Source organism: Streptomyces tirandamycinicus, from assembly GCF_003097515.1.
Classification (GTDB): Bacteria; Actinomycetota; Actinomycetes; order Streptomycetales; family Streptomycetaceae; genus Streptomyces; species Streptomyces tirandamycinicus.
The window spans coordinates 1,892,787-1,910,342 of record NZ_CP029188.1; the positions used below are offsets into that span (position 1 = coordinate 1,892,787).

Annotated in this window: 14 protein-coding genes and 2 tRNA genes; 7 read left to right on the plus strand and 9 right to left on the minus strand. The window is 72.4% G+C overall.

Translation table 11 applies throughout. The annotated features are described in order from the left end of the window. Positions 1-192 precede the first annotated feature (192 nt). Positions 193-1,575 carry a trigger factor gene (gene tig / locus DDW44_RS08400; RefSeq protein ID WP_018890029.1) on the minus strand — a complete coding sequence of 461 codons (1,383 nt, stop codon included), beginning with the start codon at positions 1,573-1,575 and terminating at the stop codon, positions 193-195. 191 nt (positions 1,576-1,766) lie between these two features. Next, positions 1,767-1,843: transfer RNA gene (locus DDW44_RS08405), tRNA-Pro, on the minus strand. A gap of 188 nt (positions 1,844-2,031) precedes the next feature. Here DDW44_RS08405 and DDW44_RS08410 point away from each other — a divergent pair. Beyond that, a tRNA-Gly gene (locus tag DDW44_RS08410) sits at positions 2,032-2,105 on the plus strand. Positions 2,106-2,438: 333 nt separating this feature from the next. On the opposite strand, the gene DDW44_RS08415 is transcribed toward DDW44_RS08410, so the two are convergent. Beyond that, positions 2,439-2,633: a hypothetical protein gene (locus DDW44_RS08415; protein ID WP_026164820.1), complete on the minus strand. Its 195-nt coding sequence runs from the start codon at positions 2,631-2,633 to the stop codon at positions 2,439-2,441. Positions 2,634-3,178: 545 nt separating this feature from the next. Between DDW44_RS08415 and DDW44_RS08420 the strand changes: the two genes are divergently transcribed. Then, a complete protein-coding gene (locus DDW44_RS08420; protein WP_108908763.1) occupies positions 3,179-4,264 on the plus strand; it encodes an acyltransferase family protein in 1,086 nt (361 codons plus the stop codon). On the opposite strand, the gene DDW44_RS08425 is transcribed toward DDW44_RS08420, so the two are convergent. Beyond that, complete coding sequence (locus DDW44_RS08425; protein ID WP_108906031.1) at positions 4,209-4,658, minus strand: HD domain-containing protein; 450 nt, start codon at positions 4,656-4,658, stop codon at positions 4,209-4,211. The two genes, DDW44_RS08420 and DDW44_RS08425, sit on opposite strands and share 56 nt — an antisense overlap. Positions 4,659-4,697: 39 nt before the next feature. Continuing rightward, complete coding sequence (locus DDW44_RS08430) at positions 4,698-5,840, minus strand: PP2C family protein-serine/threonine phosphatase (RefSeq protein WP_108906032.1); 1,143 nt, start codon at positions 5,838-5,840, stop codon at positions 4,698-4,700. Between the two features lie 106 nt (positions 5,841-5,946). On the opposite strand from DDW44_RS08430, the gene DDW44_RS08435 reads away from it, so the two are divergent. Beyond that, on the plus strand, positions 5,947-7,176 hold the full coding sequence (locus DDW44_RS08435; RefSeq protein WP_108906033.1) for a GNAT family N-acetyltransferase: 1,230 nt from the start codon (positions 5,947-5,949) through the stop codon (positions 7,174-7,176). Positions 7,177-7,315: 139 nt separating this feature from the next. Here DDW44_RS08435 and DDW44_RS08440 read toward each other — a convergent pair whose 3' ends face one another. The 3 genes from DDW44_RS08440 to DDW44_RS08450 all read right to left on the minus strand — a co-directional run bounded on the left by DDW44_RS08440 (position 7,316) and on the right by DDW44_RS08450 (position 9,480). Next, positions 7,316-8,152 (minus strand): Fpg/Nei family DNA glycosylase, encoded by an 837-nt coding sequence (locus DDW44_RS08440; RefSeq protein ID WP_108906034.1) that lies wholly within the window; start codon positions 8,150-8,152, stop codon positions 7,316-7,318. After that, positions 8,152-8,646, minus strand: a complete 495-nt coding sequence (locus DDW44_RS08445) for a ribose-5-phosphate isomerase (protein ID WP_017944886.1) — start codon at positions 8,644-8,646, stop codon at positions 8,152-8,154. The genes DDW44_RS08440 and DDW44_RS08445 overlap by 1 nt, the downstream gene beginning before the upstream one ends. 237 nt (positions 8,647-8,883) lie before the next feature. Beyond that, positions 8,884-9,480: a biotin transporter BioY gene (locus DDW44_RS08450; protein ID WP_017944885.1), complete on the minus strand. Its 597-nt coding sequence runs from the start codon at positions 9,478-9,480 to the stop codon at positions 8,884-8,886. Positions 9,481-10,057: 577 nt separating this feature from the next. Between DDW44_RS08450 and DDW44_RS08455 the strand changes: the two genes are divergently transcribed. Both DDW44_RS08455 and DDW44_RS08460 read left to right on the plus strand, forming a co-directional pair. Continuing rightward, positions 10,058-11,521 (plus strand): amino acid permease, encoded by a 1,464-nt coding sequence (locus DDW44_RS08455; protein ID WP_108906035.1) that lies wholly within the window; start codon positions 10,058-10,060, stop codon positions 11,519-11,521. 387 nt (positions 11,522-11,908) lie between these two features. Continuing rightward, the gene (locus DDW44_RS08460; protein WP_108906036.1) at positions 11,909-12,553 is read left to right on the plus strand and encodes a superoxide dismutase; all 645 of its coding nucleotides are present in this window, start codon (positions 11,909-11,911) and stop codon (positions 12,551-12,553) included. Between the two features lie 173 nt (positions 12,554-12,726). On the opposite strand, the gene DDW44_RS08465 is transcribed toward DDW44_RS08460, so the two are convergent. Next, positions 12,727-13,362 (minus strand): DsbA family oxidoreductase, encoded by a 636-nt coding sequence (locus DDW44_RS08465; protein ID WP_108906037.1) that lies wholly within the window; start codon positions 13,360-13,362, stop codon positions 12,727-12,729. 186 nt (positions 13,363-13,548) lie between these two features. Here DDW44_RS08465 and pepN point away from each other — a divergent pair, with 186 nt between their 5' ends. Both pepN and DDW44_RS08475 read left to right on the plus strand, forming a co-directional pair. After that, the gene (pepN, locus tag DDW44_RS08470; protein WP_167455479.1) at positions 13,549-16,140 is read left to right on the plus strand and encodes an aminopeptidase N; all 2,592 of its coding nucleotides are present in this window, start codon (positions 13,549-13,551) and stop codon (positions 16,138-16,140) included. Between the two features lie 190 nt (positions 16,141-16,330). Further along, complete coding sequence (locus tag DDW44_RS08475; protein ID WP_108906039.1) at positions 16,331-17,338, plus strand: hypothetical protein; 1,008 nt, start codon at positions 16,331-16,333, stop codon at positions 17,336-17,338. The last annotated feature ends 218 nt before the right edge of the window (positions 17,339-17,556 follow it).

Below are 17,556 nucleotides of genomic sequence, written 5' to 3' on the forward strand. Positions count from 1 at the left end.
GGCGCCCTCCGGTGCCGTGGGCCCGGCCGGGGCCGCGGGGGCCGCGGGGACCGTGGGGCCCTGCCCCGGCCCCGGGACGCGGCGACGGGCCCAGAACCGCGCCGGCGTGGTTCCGGGCCCGTCGCACGGGTCGCTACCGGGCGCCGGGCGGCGCGTGTCCGCGCCGGCCCGCGCCCTGGCGGAGTCGGGAACTCAGCCCTCGGACTTCTGCTCGTCACCGGTGGCCGCCGCAGCGACCTCGGTGGCCTCCTCGACCTCGTCCTCGTCGTCGCTCAGGTCGACGACCTCGCCCTTGGTGTCCTTGACCGTGGCGGCCTCGACGACCGTGGCGAGGGCCTTGCCGCGGGCGACCTCGCCGACGAGCATCGGCACCTGACCGCCCTCGACGACCGCCTGCGCGAACTGGTCGGGGGACATGCCGGAGGAGGCGGCACGCCGCATGAGGTGCTCGGTGAGCTCCTCCTGGCTGACGTTGAGCTTCTCCCTGGAGACCAGCTCGTCGAGGACGAACTGGGTCTTGATGCCCTTGACCGCCTGCTCCTTGGTCTCGGCGTCGAACTCCTCCTCGGTCTTGCCCTGGATCTCCAGGTACTTCACGAGGTCGAGGCCCATCTGGCCGAGCTGGTGGTGCTCCAGGTTGTGCTTGCGGGTGCGGATCTCGTCCTCGAGGAGCTTCTCGGGGATCGGGACCTCGACCAGCTCCAGGAGCTTCTCGAGCACGCGCTCCTGGGCCTGGGTGGCCTGGTCGTACTGCTTCATGTTCTCGAGGCGCTTGCGGCTGTCGGCCTTCAGCTCCTCGAGGGTGTCGAACTCGCTGGCCATCTGGGCGAACTCGTCGTCCGGCTCGGGAAGCTCGCGCGCGGCGACCTGGGTCACCTTGACGGTGATCTCGGCGTCCTTGCCCTCGGCGGAGCCGCCCTTCAGCTGCGAGGTGAAGGTGGCCTCGGCGCCGGCCTCCAGGCCGGTGACGGCCTCGTCGATGCCGTCGAGGAGCTCACCGGAGCCGATCGTGTACTGCACGCCGTCGGCGACGCCGTCCGCGAGGACCTCGCCGTCGACCTTGGCCTCCAGGTCGATCGTCACGACGTCGCCCTCGGCGGCGGCGCGCTCGACCGGGGAGGTGGACGCGAAGCGGGTGCGCAGCTGCTCGACGGACTTCTCGACGTCCTCGTCCGACACCTCCACGGCGTCGACCTCGACCTCGATGCCGGAGTAGTCCGGGATCTCGATGGCCGGCCGGACGTCGACCTCGGCGGTGAAGTTCAGCGTCTCGCCGTCCTTCAGCTCGGTGATGTCGACCTCGGGCTGGCCGAGCGGGTTGATCTCCGCCTCGTTGACCGCGTCGGTGTAGAACTTCGGGAGCGCGTCGTTGACGGCCTCCTCCAGCACCGCGCCGCGACCGAACCGCTGGTCGATGACGCGCGCCGGGACCTTGCCCTTGCGGAAGCCCTTGACCGTGACCTGCTGGTTGATCTTCTTGTACGCCGCGTCGAGGCTGGCCTTGAGCTCCTCGAAGGGCACCTCGACAGTGAGCCGAACCCGGGTCGGGTTCAGGGTCTCCACGGCGCTCTTCACGGTTCGGTCTCCTTGGTGGCTGAATTCTGGGGCTCTGCTGGGTCCACCACGGAGGATCGTCCTGCGGCGGAGCAGCGGATCGGGCCCGGCGCCTCGGACACTCGGTCGGACACACGGGCACACGGATTGCATAGTAACCGCAAGCGGGATCGGCCCCACAATGCGATCTTGGCCCGGCCTGATCGCGACGTTGGTCGGGGTGGCGGGATTTGAACCCACGGCCTTCCGCTCCCAAAGCGGACGCGCTACCAAGCTGCGCCACACCCCGTCGGTGCGACACGTAGGGTACATGGCCCCCGGCTGCGGGCAGGCCGCTTTCCCCCCGGGATGCCGGGGACACACGGCACCCGCCGCGGCGGCCGGGGCGCGGCGGGGGCAATGGGTGTGCGGCGCACGCCGAGGACCCGCTACGATGCTCTTCGTGCCGCGGCCACCACGACCTGCGGCGCGGTGCTTGCGGGCGTAGCTCAATGGTAGAGCCCTAGTCTTCCAAACTAGCTACGCGGGTTCGATTCCCGTCGCCCGCTCCAGATGGCTCAGGGCCAGGTCAGAGGCTGATTCCTCTGCCTGGCCCTGATGCGTTCCCCGAGCTTCCTCCGGCCTGCGTGCCCGCTGCGCCCACCGCGTGCCCGTTGCGCGTACCTCTGCACCCGCGCGCGGGACGCCCCGCCGACTCCACCGCCTCCGCCGGTTCCGCGGGGCCGCGCGAGCGGTCGGCCCCTTTCACCGGCCCTGTCACCGGCCCTGTCACCGACCCTGACACCGGCCCTGACGTCGGCCGGGGGGCCGGCCGGGAAGGACCAGGCGATCCGGGAAGAACACAGGACGAAGAACGCAGGACGCACGCCGCGGGACGAACTCGTTCAGAATCTGATCGCATTGATCGAGTCGGCGAGCGAGTTCAGAAAGTTGTTGATCGACGGCGCCATGCCGCTCGATGCGAGGAAGAAGCCGAACAGCGCCGCGACTATCGCGGGACCGGCCTTGAGCGAGCCACCTCGGATCATCACCACGAGGATGATCGCCAACAGCAGCACCACAGACAGTGAAATGGCCACAACTGATCACACCCTCGGTCGGTCCGCCTTGCCCGCCGGGGGCCGTGCGGCCCGGCACACCCCCCGCCCCATCATCGTGCCACCAAAATCCGGGTGGGAGTGACCGCCTGACAGGTCGTCAGCGAATGGGCCGGATCACATCGGGCCCCACCGGCGGGTGGGCCGGCGGCACACCACCGTTTACTGCTACCCGGCGTCGCGAAATACACACATACGGGTCACAGGAAATTCAGGTAATACCGGTGAGGAAATTCACCGACGCTTCGGGGTTCACCAGTTCGCACCGTTTAAGCAGGATTAATCGGGGCATACCGGACGTTTCACGGTTACCCCGGCACCGAATGCAGGAGATCTTCCAGTGGGTTTTACGAATTCCCGGGCATCCGGTTAGGGTGCCTCGAATGTTCCACGCTCCGAATGGATTGCAGAAGGATCGCGCCCCCGGCGCCTCCCGCGAGCCGGAGCCCCTCCACGGGAGGACGGCGACGGCCGCACCCGCACCGCCCGCGCCCCCCGCGCCGGCGTCGCACGAGGCACCCGTACCGGTGACGCCGGAGGCACCCCGGCCGGCCCCGGCCAAGAGACGCGACGCCTACTTCGACAACGCCAAGTACCTCGCCATCGTGCTGGTGGCGGTGGCGCACGCGTGGGAGCCGGTGATGGACGGCAGCCGCGCCACCAGAGCCGCGTACATGCTCGTCTACACCTTCCACATGCCGGCGTTCATCATCATCTCCGGCTACTTCTCGCGCAGTTTCCAGGCCCGGCCCGACCAACTGAAACGGCTGGTCAGCGGAGTCGTCGTGCCGTACGTCGTCTTCGAGGTCGCGTACACGCTGTTCAAGCGGTGGGCCGACGAGGACCCCCACTACCCGTTCAGCATGAACGACCCGATCTACCTGACCTGGTTCCTGATCGCGCTGTTCGTGTGGCGGCTCTCGACTCCCCTGTGGCGCTCGGTGAAGTGGCCGCTGGCCGTCGCCCTCGCCCTCGCGGCGGTCGGGACGCTCACCCCGGGCATGGGCCAGAGCCTCGACCTCCAGCGCATCCTGCAGTTCCTGCCGTTCTTCGTGCTGGGTCTGTCGCTGCGCCCGGAGCACTTCCAGCTGCTGCGGCGCCGGGAGGTGCGGCTGCTGGCGCTGCCGGTGCTCGCGGGCGCGGCGGTGTTCACCTACTGGGTGGCGCCCGATGTGCGCATGGGGTGGTTCTACCGCTCCACCAGCGCCGTGGAACTGGACGCGCCGTGGTGGGCGGGTCCGCTGATGACCCTCGGGCTGTTCGGCTGCGCGCTGCTGCTGACGGCCGCCTTCCTGGCCTGGGTGCCGCGTCGCAGGACGTGGTTCACCGTGCTCGGCGCGGGCACCATCTGCGGCTACCTGCTGCACGGCTTCCTCGTGAAGTCCCTGGACTACCTGGGGCTGGTGGCGCAGTTTCCGTGGCTGGCGGAGCCCGCCGGGGTGATCGTGGTCACGCTCGCCGCGGCTGCGGCCGTGACGCTGCTCTGCACGCCGCCGGTGCGGAGCGCACTGCGTGTCGTGACCGAGCCGGAGCTGTCGTGGGCGTTCCGCCGGGACGTCACCCGGCTGTCGTCAGGCCGAGCAGGCGCCGCATCGTCGCGTACTTCGCGCTGAGCCGGCTCCGGGTCGGCTCGCCGAGCAGGGCGAGCCGGTCCGGATCCGCGTTGTGGGCGAGGTCCGCCTCCTTGACGAGGCGGGCGCCCGGGGTGGCGAGGATGCGCCGGGCGTACGACTCGGCGTCCTCCCCGGGCCGCTTGGTCATCGCGTCCACCATGTCCTTGACCCGCGTGGGGAGTGCGGCTGCCGCGAGCCATTCCCGCGTCAGCACGCCGTCCTCGATGGCGTCGTGCAGCCAGGCGGCGGCGATCTGCTCGTCGGTGCCGCCCCGCTGCCGCACCCCGTCGGCCACCGCCCGGAGGTGCTCGGCGTAGGGGCGGCCCGCCTTGTCGGTCTGGTCCGCGTGGGCTTTCCGGGCGATCGCCTCGACCTGGTCGACCGTGAGGTTCATGCGTACGACTTTACGAGGGCCGGGCCGCCCGCGCGGCCGTCACGGCTGCCGGCGGATCAGCAGCAGGGCCCGGTCGTCGTTGACGTCCTTCGCCACGGCCTCGATGAGGTGCCAGGCGGCCCCCTCGAAGCCCGTCCCCACATAGCGGTCGGCCTCACCGGTGAGCCGGTCCACGCCCTCGGCGATGTCCCGGTCGTTCGCCTCGACGAGGCCGTCGGTGAAGAGCATCAGGACGTCCCCGGGGCGCAGCGTGCCCTTGACCGGGTCGAACTGGGCGCCCTCGTACACCCCGAGCAGCGGGCCCTCCGCGGCCTTCTCCTCCCAGCGGCCGGTGCCCGCCTGGAGCTGGAGCGCGGGCAGATGCCCGGCGGAGAGCATCTCGTAGTCGCCGGAGTCCAGGTCGAGCACGAGATGGACGGAGGTGGCGAAACCCTCGTCCCAGTCCTGGCGCAGCAGATAGCCGTTGGCGGCGGGGAGGAAGCCGTGCGGGGGAAGGGACCCGAGGAGGCCGCCGAAGGCGCCGGAGAGCAGCAGGGCGCGGGAGGCGGCGTCCATGCCCTTGCCGGAGACGTCGGTGAGGACGACTTCGAGGGTGCGGCCGCCGTTGGTGCGGGCCGCGACGACGAAGTCCCCGGAGAACGACTGGCCGCCGGCCGGGCGCAGGGCCATCTCGCGGTGCCAGCCCTGCGGCAGCCGCGGCAGGGCGCTCTGCACCCGGATCCGTTCGCGCAGGTCGAAGAGCATGGTCCCGCCGCGCCGCCAGGGCACCCCGACCCGGGCCCGAAACTGGGCGATGAGCAGCCCGAACAATCCGCAGGCCGCCACCACCAGCACGGTCCCCGGAGTGACCCGCGCCGGGCCCTCGGTGTACGGGCCGAGCACGAGCGACTCGACGATCAGCGCGAGGGCGGCGGCCGCGTACAGACCGAGCAGGCTCGCGGGGCGCAGCAGCAGTCCGCCCGCGACGATCGGCAGCACGAGGGCGGCCGGCGCACACCACACCGGCATGAGGATCGTGCCCCAGGCGATCGCCGGGACGGTCAGCAGCAGTCCGGCCAGCGCGATCCAGTCGGAGCCGTCGCCGCGGAAGTAGTCGACGCCGGATTTGCGCAGCGCCGTGCGGGCCCGGTGCGTCGCCTTCCGCATCCGGGCCGTGTACGAGTCCGCTGCGCCACGTGCCATCGTCGGCGACCCTATCCACACCCTCGTCCGCCGTGGAGGGGGACCCCATGACATTGCGTTCGAAATCGGGTCGCGACCGGACGGGGTGCGCTGGTAGGCATGGCGCATGACGACTGAACTGCGGGTACTCCGTCCCGAGGAGTGGGACCAGTGGTACGGGAGACTGGAGCTCGCCTTCGGCGGCGTCCCGGAGTCCCCCGAGGAGCGCGCGCTGTGGAGCGAACTCACGGAACACGAACGTTCGATCGGCGCCTGGGAGGACGGCGAGTGCGTCGGCACGGCCGGGGCCTTCTCCTTCCGGGTGTCGGTTCCGGGCGGTTCGTTCGTGCCCGCGGCCGGGGTCACCATGGTGAGCGTGGCCGCGACCCACCGGCGGCGCGGCGTGCTCACGTCGATGATGCGGCGCCAGCTGGACGACGTCCGTGCGCTGGGCGAGCCGCTGGCCGTGCTGACGGCCTCGGAGCCGGAGATCTACGGCCGGTTCGGGTACGGCGTCGCGACCTACCAGCTGAGTATGGACGTCGACACGGTCCGTGGGGGGATCGTCGCGCCGCCCGGGACGGACGACGTGCGGCTGCGGTTCGCCCCGGTCGAGGAGTCGGCCGGGGCGTGCGAGGCGGTGTACCGGAGCAGGCTCGGCTCACGGCCCGGGATGTTCGCGCGGACGCCCGGCTGGGAGCGGCTGGCGCTGCTCGACCCGCCCGCCGACCGCGAGGGTGCCTCGGCTGCGCAGTGCGTGCTCGCCGAGCGGGACGGCGACGTCGTGGGCTACGTCCGCTTCCACAACAAGCCGGAGTGGGACGCGTCCGGGCCCAACGGCTCGATCCTGCTGCGGGATGTGGAGGCACTGGACCCGGCGGCGTACGCGGCGCTGTGGCGGTTCCTCTTCGGCATCGACCTGACGTCGCGGATCCGGGTCCGCAACCGGCCGGTGGACGACCCGCTGCTGCATCTCGTCACGGACGTCCGGCGCTGCGGTGTGCGGGTACGGGATTCGCTGCATGTGCGGCTGGTCGACGTGGGCGCGGCGCTGGTGGCGAGGACGTACCGGACGCCGGTGGACGTCGTGTTCGAGGTGGCGGACCCGTTCTGCCCCTGGAACGAGGGGCGTTGGCGGCTCTCGGGGGACGCCAAGGGCGCGTCGTGCGAGCGCGGCTCCGGTCCGGCCGATCTGGCCCTGGACGTGCGGGACCTGGGTGCCGCGTTCCTGGGCGGGGTGACGCTGTCGTCCCTGGCGGCGGCGGGCCGGGTGCGTGAACTGCGCGGGGGTGCGCTGGCGGAGGCGTCGACGGCCTTCGCCTCGGATGTGGCGCCCTGGCTGCCGCACGGCTTCTGAGCCCGTCCGCAGCCGGGCGGCGCGGGACGGGACCGGCGCCGCCCGCGGCGGCGGCCTCCCTGGGGGCAGCGGCCTCCTTGACGGCCGCGGCCTCCTTGGTGGCGGAGGCCGCGGTGGTCCCGGGCCGGGCCGCGGGGCGTCAGGCGGGCTGGCAGCCGGCGCACCAGAAGAGGTTGCGGGCGGCGAGAGCGGCGGTGCGGATCTCGCCGCCGCAGATGTGGCAGGGCAGCCGGGCCCTGCGGTAGACGTAGACCTCGCCGCCGTGGTCGTCGGCGCGCGGGGCCCGGCCCATCGCCTCCGGTGTGTGCTCGGGCCGTACGGTGTCGATGCGGTTGTTCCGTACGCCTTCGCGCATCAGGGCGGTCAGGTCGGCCCAGAGGGCGCGCCACTCGCGCTCGGTGAGGTCCCTGCCCGGGCGGTACGGGTCGATGCCGTGCCGGAAGAGGACTTCCGCCCGGTAGACGTTGCCGACGCCCGCGACGACCTTCTGGTCCATCAGCAGGGCGGCGATCGTCGTCCGGGAGCGGGAGATCCTGGCCCAGGCGCGGTCGGGGCCGTCGTCCGGGCGGAGCGGATCGGGGCCGAGCCGCGCGTGTATCGCGGCCTTCTCGCCGTCCGTGATCAGGGCGCAGGCCGTGGGGCCGCGCAGATCGACGTACGACCCGGGGTTCGCGAGCCGCAGCCGCACGGTGCCGGCGGGCGGCGGGGCCGGCGCTTCGCCGAAGTCCACCGTGCCGAACAGGCCGAGATGGATGTGGATCCACTCACCGCCGCCACGGGCGCCGAAGCCGTCGCGGCCGCCGAAGCCGAGGAAGAGGTGCTTGCCGTGGGCCTCGGTGCGCTCCAGCACCGTGCCGTCCAGCAGCGCCGCGGAGTCGGCGAACCTGCCCTGCGGGCTGGTGACCCGCACGGACCGGCCGCCGAACCGTTCGCGGTAGTCGGCGGCCAGCCGGTGGATGGTGTGCCCTTCGGGCATCAGGCGGTCGGCTCCTGCGGGTGGTGCGCCGGGACGGGGGGCAGCTCGCCGGTGGTCTCGTACCGGTCGAGCATCTCGATGCGGCGGGTGTGGCGCTCCTCGCCGGAGTACGGGGTCTTGAGGAAGACCTCGACGAAGGTGGTGGCCTCGTCGGTCGTGTGCATCCGGGCGCCGACGGCGACGACGTTGGCGTTGTTGTGCTCCCGGCCGAGGGCCGCGGTCTGCACGCTCCAGGCCAGCGCGGCGCGGACGCCCCTGACCTTGTTGGCGGCGATCTGCTCGCCGTTGCCGGAGCCGCCGATCACGATGCCGAGGCTGTCCGGGTCCGCGGCCGTCCGCTCGGCGGCGCGCAGGCAGAACGGCGGGTAGTCGTCCTGGGCGTCGTAGATGTGGGGGCCGCAGTCGACGGGCTCGTGGCCGTGGGCCGTGAGCCACGCGACGAGGTGGTTCTTGAGTTCGAAGCCGGCATGGTCGGAGCCGAGGTAGACGCGCATGGTCCGAGTGTGGCACGCGGGAGGCCGGGAACTCGGCAGCGGGGTACGGCGGTGTACGCCCCCGGCCGGCAGGCCCGGGTGCGCCGCCGCGGGACACGCGCGAAGCGGAGAAGGCGCGAAGAGGAGGAGGCGCGAAGAGGAGGAGGTCCGCCGGGCCGTGCGGCCCGGCGGACCTCCGTGGTGGTGGGGGCGGCTCCCGCGAGGAGCCGCGGCGTACGCGGCATGGCCGCGGGGCGCTCAGCCGCGTCGGCCTGCGAGCTTCCAGGCGGCGGGCAGCACGCCCATGGCGAGCGCGGCCTTGAGCGCGTCGCCGATCAGGAAGGGGACGAGGCCGGCCGCCACGGCCTGCGGCAGCGTCATGCCGGTGGCGAGCGCCAGGTACGGCACGCCGATCGCGTAGATGATCGCGGAGCCCAGGACCATCGCACCCGCGGTGCGCAGGACGGAGCGGTCCGCGCCGCGCCGGGCGAGGGCGCCGACGACGGTGGCGGCGACCAGCATGCCGAGGATGTAGCCGAGGGACGGCATCGCCCAGCCGGAGGACGCCTCGGCGAACCACGGCATGCCGGCCATTCCGGCGAGGGCGTACAGCGCGAGGGAGAGGAAGCCGCGCCGCGCGCCGAGCGCGGTGCCGACGAGGAGGGCGGCGAAGGTCTGGCCGGTGACCGGGACCGGGGAGCCCGGCACGGCCACGGAGATCTGCGCGGCGACTCCGGTGAGCACGGCACCGCCCACGACCAGGGCCGCGTCCACCGCGGACGTGGCGCGCGAGGCGGGCAGCAGATCGGCGAGGACCAGCCCCTGGCGAGGGGTGGAAGCGGCAGCAGTGCTCATCGGGACTCCGGGTGCGAGGGCGGTGATGACGTCGTTGTGGACATGGCGACGTTAGCCCAGAAGTGAACGGTCGATCACCGTCAGCCGATGACAAAGCGCCACTTGGCCGCATGGTTGAGTTCGCACAAATCAGCCAGGGCAAGCGCCTGGGGCGCGTGATGCTCGTCACTGAGGTGGTGGCCGGGCAACGCCGCTCCGGCGTGCCGGACGGGGCTCGGAGGGGTTGTAGGTTCCCCCCAAATCCCGACCCGGCCGAGAGCCTGGTCGCCCCCACACCCCGAGAGCCCCGTGTGGAATGCCGTCTGGAGTGCCGCGCGGATGCGCGACGCACGGCCCGGCCCGGGTACGGTGGTCGGCCGGCGGCGCCGGTGGCGCCGCCGGTGGCGGGCCTCGGCGCTCGCGCGGCATCCGGGCGGGTCGCACCGGGCACCGGCGACCGGGCCCGAGCCTGCGGGAGGAGGCACCGTCTCTTCACATTGTGTGAGCATTCTGTCCGTATAGCGGTCATGGGTGCTCGGTGAGCGGTGGGCCCTCCAGACTGTCACCGCCCCCCATCCGCTCATGAACAGGCACCCCCATGTCCCGGACCCCGGCACCCGCGCCCGACGGCGCCCGAGCCGACTCACCGCTCGCCCACGGCCTCAAGCAGCGCCATCTGTCGATGATCGCCCTGGGCGGTGTGATCGGCGCCGGACTCTTCGTCGGCTCCGGTGCCGGTATCGCCGCCGCCGGCCCGTCCATCGTCATCGCCTACGCGGTGTCCGGTCTGCTCGTCATGCTGGTGATGCGCATGCTGGGCGAGATGTCCGCGGCGAACCCGGCCTCCGGTTCCTTCTCCGTGCACGCCGAGCGGGCGCTCGGTCCCTGGGCGGGCTTCACCGCGGGCTGGTCCTTCTGGGTGCTGCTGTCCGTCGCCGTCGGCCTGGAGGGCATCGGCGCGGCGAAGATCGTCAGCGGCTGGCTGCCCGGCACCCCCGAGTGGGCCTGGGTCGCGCTGTTCATGCTGGTGTTCTGTGTCACCAACCTGGCCGCGGTGCGCAATTTCGGCGAGTTCGAGTTCTGGTTCGCCGCCCTCAAGGTCGGCGCGATCACGCTGTTCCTGATCCTCGGCGGGCTGGCCATCCTCGGAATGCTGCCGGGGACGGAGGCGCCCGGCACCGCCAACCTCACCGGCGACGGAGGGTTCCTGCCGAACGGGGCGGAGGGGCTGGTCATCGGCCTGCTCGCGTCGATCTTCGCGTACGGCGGCCTGGAGACCGTCACCATCGCGGCGGCCGAGTCCGAGCACCCGGTCCAGGGGGTCGCCAAGGCCGTGCGCACCGCGATGTGGCGTATCGCGCTGTTCTACATCGGCTCGATGGCGGTCATCGTCACGCTGGTGCCGTGGGACGACCCGGACGTCGCCAACCCCGACAAGGGCCCCTACGTCACCGCGCTGAGCCACCTGGGCATCCCGGGCGCCGGCCTGGTGATGCAGATCGTCGTGCTGGTGGCGCTGCTGTCCGCGATGAACGCCAACATCTACGGCGCCTCCCGGATGGCGTACTCCCTGGTCGCCCGGGGCCAGGGCCCGAAGGCGATCGGCAGGGTGTCGGGCGGGGTGCCCCGGATCGCGGTGCTGGCCTCCTCCGCGTTCGGCTTCCTGTGCGTGCTGCTCAGCTACTGGCGGCCCGACGACGTCTTCCCGTGGCTGCTGAAGATGATCGGCGCGGTCATCCTCGTCGTCTGGCTGTTCATCGCGGTCTCGCAGCTGGTGCTGCGGCGCCGCACGGAGCGCGAGGCCCCGGAGCGGCTCGTGGTGCGGATGTGGCTGTTCCCGGCGCTGACCTGGGTCGCCATCGCGGGCATGCTCGCCGTCTTCGTGCTGATGCTGCGCCAGCCGGGCACCCGTGACCAGCTGATGGCGACCGGTGCGATGACGCTGGTGCTGGCCGCGTCGGGCGCCCTGCTGCAGCGCCGGCGCAAGGCCGGTGCCGCGGGCGGGACGGCCGACGGGGGCGCCGAGCGGGAGGCGGCACCGGCGGGCGCCGTCAAGGACTGAGCGGGACTCCCCCGCGACGCAGGACCCCCCGGGCCGAAGGAGGCCCGGGGGGTCCTGGCGTTTCCGGAGCATGCGGGGTCCCGGGCCGGGGTGCCGATCCGATCGCCGTCGGCGACGCCTGCGCGGAGTACGGCCGCACGGTGAGTACGGCCGCACGGCGCCTCGGTGCCGTCGCCGGAGCCGTCGCCACCGGCTCGTCATCGTCGCCGCCGTCGCCGCCGTTGTCACCGTCGCCACCGTTGGCACCGGCCTCCCCGGACGGCCCGGCCCGGCCCCGATCGCCCGCGGCGCACGGCACCCGCCGGACGCGCTGATCACGTTCCCGCCCTTCTGCTGCTAGCCTGCAGTTGCGAAAGGTTTGCAATAAGCAGTCGGAGGGGCTCGGACATGGCCACGTACACGCTTCCTGAACTTCCGTACGACTACGCGGCTCTGGAGCCGGTGATCAACCCGCAGATCATCGAGCTGCACCACGACAAGCACCACGCCGCGTACGTCAAGGGCGCCAACGACACCCTCGAGCGGCTCGCCGAGGCGCGCGACAAGGAAGCCTGGGGCTCGATCAACGGCCTGGAGAAGAACCTCGCGTTCCACCTCTCCGGCCACATCCTGCACAGCATCTACTGGCACAACATGGTCGCGCCCAAGGAGGGCGGCGGCGGCGAGCCGCTCGCGGCGGACGGCGTCGGCGAACTGGCGGATGCGATCACCGACTCCTTCGGCTCCTTCGCGAAGTTCCGTACCCAGCTGTCGAAGGCCGCCGCGACCACCCAGGGCTCGGGCTGGGGCGTGCTCGCCTACGAGCCGGTCAGCGGCCGGCTGATCGTCGAGCAGGTCTACGACCACCAGGGCAACGTCGGCCAGGGCTCGGTGCCGATCCTGGTCTTCGACGCCTGGGAGCACGCCTTCTACCTGCAGTACAAGAACCAGAAGGTGGACTTCATCGACGCCATGTGGGGCGTCGTCAACTGGCAGGACGTGGCGAGGCGCTACGCCGAGGCCAAGGACCGCACCCCGCTGATCACCCCGTGACCCGGGCCCCGTCCCGGCCGTAGGCCGTCCTGCTCGTGATCGTCTTCTCACCCTTCACCGGCAGGCGGAAAGAAGAGGCCCCCGCGAGTGGCGGCTCCTCCCAGAGGCTCTGGGGGGGGGACTGACCCGCGGGGGTCCCTTCCGTATCCGGCCCCGGGCGGGCCCGAGGGGCTTCAGGAGAAGTCGGGGTCCTTCGTCCGGGTGCGCTTGATCTCGTAGAAGCCGGGAATCGACGCCACCATCAGCGTGCCGTCCCAGAGCCTGGCCGCCTCCTCGCCCTTGGGCGCCGGGGTCACGACCGGGCCGAAGAACGCGATCTGCTCGCCGTCCGCGCCGGGCACCGCGATGACCGGCGTGCCGACGTCCTGGCCCACCTTGGAGATTCCCTCGCCGTGGGAGGCGCGCAGCTCGGCGTCGTAGGCGTCCGACTCGGCGTAGTCGGCGAGTTCGGCCGGCAGGCCCACCGCGTCAAGGGCCTCCCGGACCACCTCGGGCGTGATGCCGCGGCCCTCGTTGTGGATCCGGGTGCCGAGGGCGGTGTAGAGGGGGCCGACGACCTCGTCGCCGTACTTCTGCTGGGCGGCGATCACCACGCGCACCGGTCCCCAGGCGTCCTCCATCGCGCGGCGGTACTCCTCGGGGAGCTCGTCCAGCCTGTCCTCGTTCAGCACCGCCAGGCTCATGACGTGCCAGCGCACCTCCACCGGCCGCACCTTCTCCACCTCGAGCATCCAGCGGGAGGTCATCCAGGCCCAGGGGCACAGCGGGTCGAACCAGAAGTCGGCGGGGGTCCTGCTGCTGTCGGACATGTCACTCCTCGTGCTCGTGGCGGGGGTCGCTCCCCCTGACCAACCCCGGAGGTCACCGGACGCATTCCCCAACCCATTGCACGACCGCATTGCACGACCGCACTGCACGACCGCATTCCCCGATCCCCCCGGCCACGGGCGCGTGCGAGGATCGGACCTGCCCGAACGACACACGAAGGAGTGGACGTGCCCGGAGTGAATCTGTCCCGCGACGAGGCCCGCGCCCGGGCCGAGCTGCTGTCGGTCGACGGGTACGAGGTCTTCCTCGACCTGCGGTCCGCGACCGCGGAGGGCGAGGAGGCGCAGCCGCGGACGTTCCGCTCGGTCACCACGATCAGGTTCCGCCGCACCGGCGAGGGCGACAGCACCTTCGCCGATCTCGTCGCCCCCTCGGTGAACGCGGTGACGCTCAACGGCCGTGAGCTCGACCCGGCCGAGGTCTTCGACGGCTCCCGGATCGCCCTGAACGGCCTGCGGGCGGAGAACGTCCTGGTGGTGGACGCGCAGTGCGCCTACAGCCGCACCGGCGAGGGCATGCACCGCTTCGTCGACCCCGAGGACGGCGAGGTCTACCTGTACACGCAGTACGAACCCGCCGACGCCCGGCGCGTCTTCGCCGACTTCGAGCAGCCCGACCTGAAGGCCCCCTTCCGCTTCGAGGTGGCCGCACCCGAGGACTGGACGGTCTGGAGCAACGCCGCGGTGGAGTCGCGCGAGGGCGGGACCTGGCGCTTCGCCGAGACCAAGCCGATCTCCACGTACATCACCGCCGTCGTGGCCGGCCCGTACCACTACGAGAGCGATCTCTACACCCGCACCCTCGACGACGGGCGGACGCTGGAGATCCCGCTCGGCGCCATGTGCCGCAAGGGCCTGGCCAAGCACTTCGACGCGGACGACGTCTTCCTCGTCACCAAGCAGGGCCTGGACTTCTTCCACGACAACTTCGACTACCCGTACCCCTTCGGCAAGTACGACCAGGCGTTCGTGCCCGAGTACAACATCGGCGCGATGGAGAACCCGGGCTGTGTGACCTTCCGGGAGGAGTTCGTCTTCCGGGGCAAGGTGACGCAGGCCTCGTTCGAGCGCCGGGCGAACGTCATCCTGCACGAGATGGCGCACATGTGGTTCGGCGACCTGGTCACCATGCGGTGGTGGGACGACCTGTGGCTGAAGGAGTCCTTCGCCGACTACATGGGGGCGCTGTCGCTGGTCGAGGCGACCCGCTTCCGGAACGGCTGGGTGACGTTCGCCAACAACCGCAAGGCGTGGGCGTACCGCGCCGACCAGCTGCCGTCCACGCACCCCGTCACCGCGGACATCCACGACCTGGAGGACGCCAAGCTCAACTTCGACGGGATCACCTACGCCAAGGGCGCCTCGGTCCTGAAGCAGCTCGTGGCGTACGCGGGGCGCGAGGCGTTCCTGGAGGGCGCGCGGCGCTACTTCAAGCGCCATGCCTACGGCAACACCCGCCTGGACGACCTGCTGGCGGTGCTGGAGGAGACCTCCGGGCGGGATATGAAGGCCTGGTCGCGGTCGTGGCTGGAGACCTCCGGGGTCAACACGCTGACACCGCAGCTCACCTGCGACGCGGGCGACCGGATCACCGAGCTCGCGGTCGTGCAGGACGGCGGCGCCGGGCCCGGCGCCGCGACCTCGCCGGCCGCGCGGCCCCACCGGGTGGCCGTGGGCCTGTACCGGCACGAGGGCGCCGAGCTGGTGCGCTACGCACGGGCCGAGGTGGACGTCACCGGGGCCCGGACGGCCGTGCCGGAACTGGCGGGCCGGGAGCGCCCGGCGCTGGTCCTCGTCAACGACGACGACCTCACCTACTGCAAGGTCCGCTTCGACGAGGGGTCCCTGGACACGCTGCGGGACCACCTCGGGTCGGTCACGGACCCGCTGGCGCGGGCGGTGTGCTGGTCGGCGCTGTGGAACCTGACGCGCGACGCCCTGATGCCGGCCCGGGACTTCGTCGGGCTCGTCCTGGACTTCGCCGGACGGGAGTCGGACATCGGCGTGCTGCAGATGGTGCACGCCTGGGCGCGCGCCGCACTCGTGCACTACGCCGCGCCCGGCTGGCGCGGGGAGGGCGGCCGGCGGCTGTCGGAGGGGGCGCTGCGCGAGCTGCGGCTCGCGGAGCCGGGAAGCCAGCACCAGCTGGCGTGGGCGCGGTTCTTCGCGACGGTGGCGGCCACGGAGGCGGATCTCCAGCTGCTCCGGGGGCTGCTGGAGGGCACCGCCAGGATCGACGGCCTGGAGGTCGACCAGGAGCTGCGGTGGGCGTTCCTGGAACCGCTCGCCTCGCACGGGGTGGCCGACGAGCGGGCGATCGGCGCGGAGCTGGCGCGGGACGACACCGCGTCCGGCAAGCGCCACCAGGTGCGCTGTCTGGCCGCCCGGCCCGACGCCGCGGTCAAGGACCAGGCGTGGGCGCAGGTCGTCGAGTCGGACGCGCTGTCGAACGCGCTGGTGGAGGCGACCATTTCGGGCTTCACCCAGGCGTCGCAGCGGGAGCTGCTCGCACCGTACGCCGAGAAGTACTTCGCGGCGATCGAGCGGGTCTGGGCGGAGCGGTCGATCCAGATCGGCATGGACGTGGTCCACGGCCTCTTCCCCGCGCTCCAGGACGACGAGGCCACGCTGCGGGCGACGGACGCGTGGCTCGGCTCCCACCCGGACGCGGCGCCGGCGCTGCGCCGGCTGGTGCTCGAGTCCCGGGACGACCTCGCCCGCGCCCTGCGGGCCCAGTCCTGCGACGCGACGGCCGGCTGACGGCGCCGCCCCTGCGCAGTGGGTGCCCCCGCCCGGCTCCGGGCCCGGCTCCGGGCCCGGCGGGGAGCACCCTGCGCGGCAGAACTGATCGGCCATCGAACGCCCGTACTTTAGGACGGTGATGTCCTGAATTGTCGACGGCTGTGTAACAGCGGTTAGGAGCCCGCCGCCGCGCGGGAATCGGCGGGGCATGAACCACAACACCCCTCTCTCCCCCCGCCCGTTGAGCGACCTCTCCGACGTACGGCGGCGCGTGCTGTCGACCGCGCAGCTGCGTGCCCGGGGGGTGACCGCCGAGCACGCCGCCGAGCGGTGCGGCCCCGGCGGCCCCTGGCAGCAGATCCTGCCCGGCGTGTTCCTGCTGCACCCGGGGGCGCCCACCAGTGAGGAGCGGCTGCACGCCGCGGTGACGTACGCGGGCCGCCCCGGCGGAGGCGAGGCCATGGTGACGGGGCTGGCGGCGCTCGCGCTGCACCGCTTCACCTCGGCGCCGCCCCTGACGGCGCTGGAGCGGATCGACGTGCTCGTGCCGCGTACCCGGCGGGTGCGCTCGGCGGGCTGCGCCCGGCTGATCCGCACGCAGACGCCGCCGGTGCCGGACCTGGTGACGGGACTGCCCGTGGCCCCCGTGGCGCGCGCGCTGGCCGACGCGGTCGCCCGGCTGACCGACCCGGCGGCGGTGCGCCGGCTGCTGACCGAGGCCGTACGGGCCGGCCACTGCGAACCGGGTCCCGTGGTGGCCGAGTTGACGCGGGCCCGGCTGCTGTCCCGTCCCCATGTCGTGGACGCCGTCGACACCCTCCTGGCCGAGGGACGGTCGGTCGCCGAGGGGCGCCTCTACGACCTGGTGCGGATGTACGGGGTTCCCGAGCCGGTGTGGAACGTGGATCTGCGCCTGCCCGGCGGCCCGCACCTGGGCGGTGTCGACGCCTACTGGCCCGACGAGGCCGTCGCCGTCGAACTCGACACCCGGGCGCCGCGCGCCGCGGCCGCCCGCGGCGGGCCGGACGCGGACCCGGAGTGGTCGGCGTCCGGCCGGCGGCGCGAGCAACTGGAGCGCCTCGGGATCACCGTCGTCCGGATCGCGCCCGGGCAACTGCGGGACGCCCCCGTGCAGCAGGCCATGGTGCTGCGTACGGCCCTGATGGCCTCGTCGGACCGGGAACCGGCACCGTATGTCGTCGTACTCCCCCGCTAGCGCCCCCACTCCCACCCCCACCTCAACCCCGACCCCGACCCCGACCCGGCGCCCGCGCCCGCGCCCGCGCCACAGCCTGTGCGCGCCGCGGTTCCCCGACGGGCCGTGGAGCGGCGCCGGTGCGGGTGCCGCACCACGGCCCACGGCAACCCCGCGACGACGCCCGGCACCAGGTGCGGCCGCGCGGCGGGATGCAGGGATGGCGCGGGATGCACTGG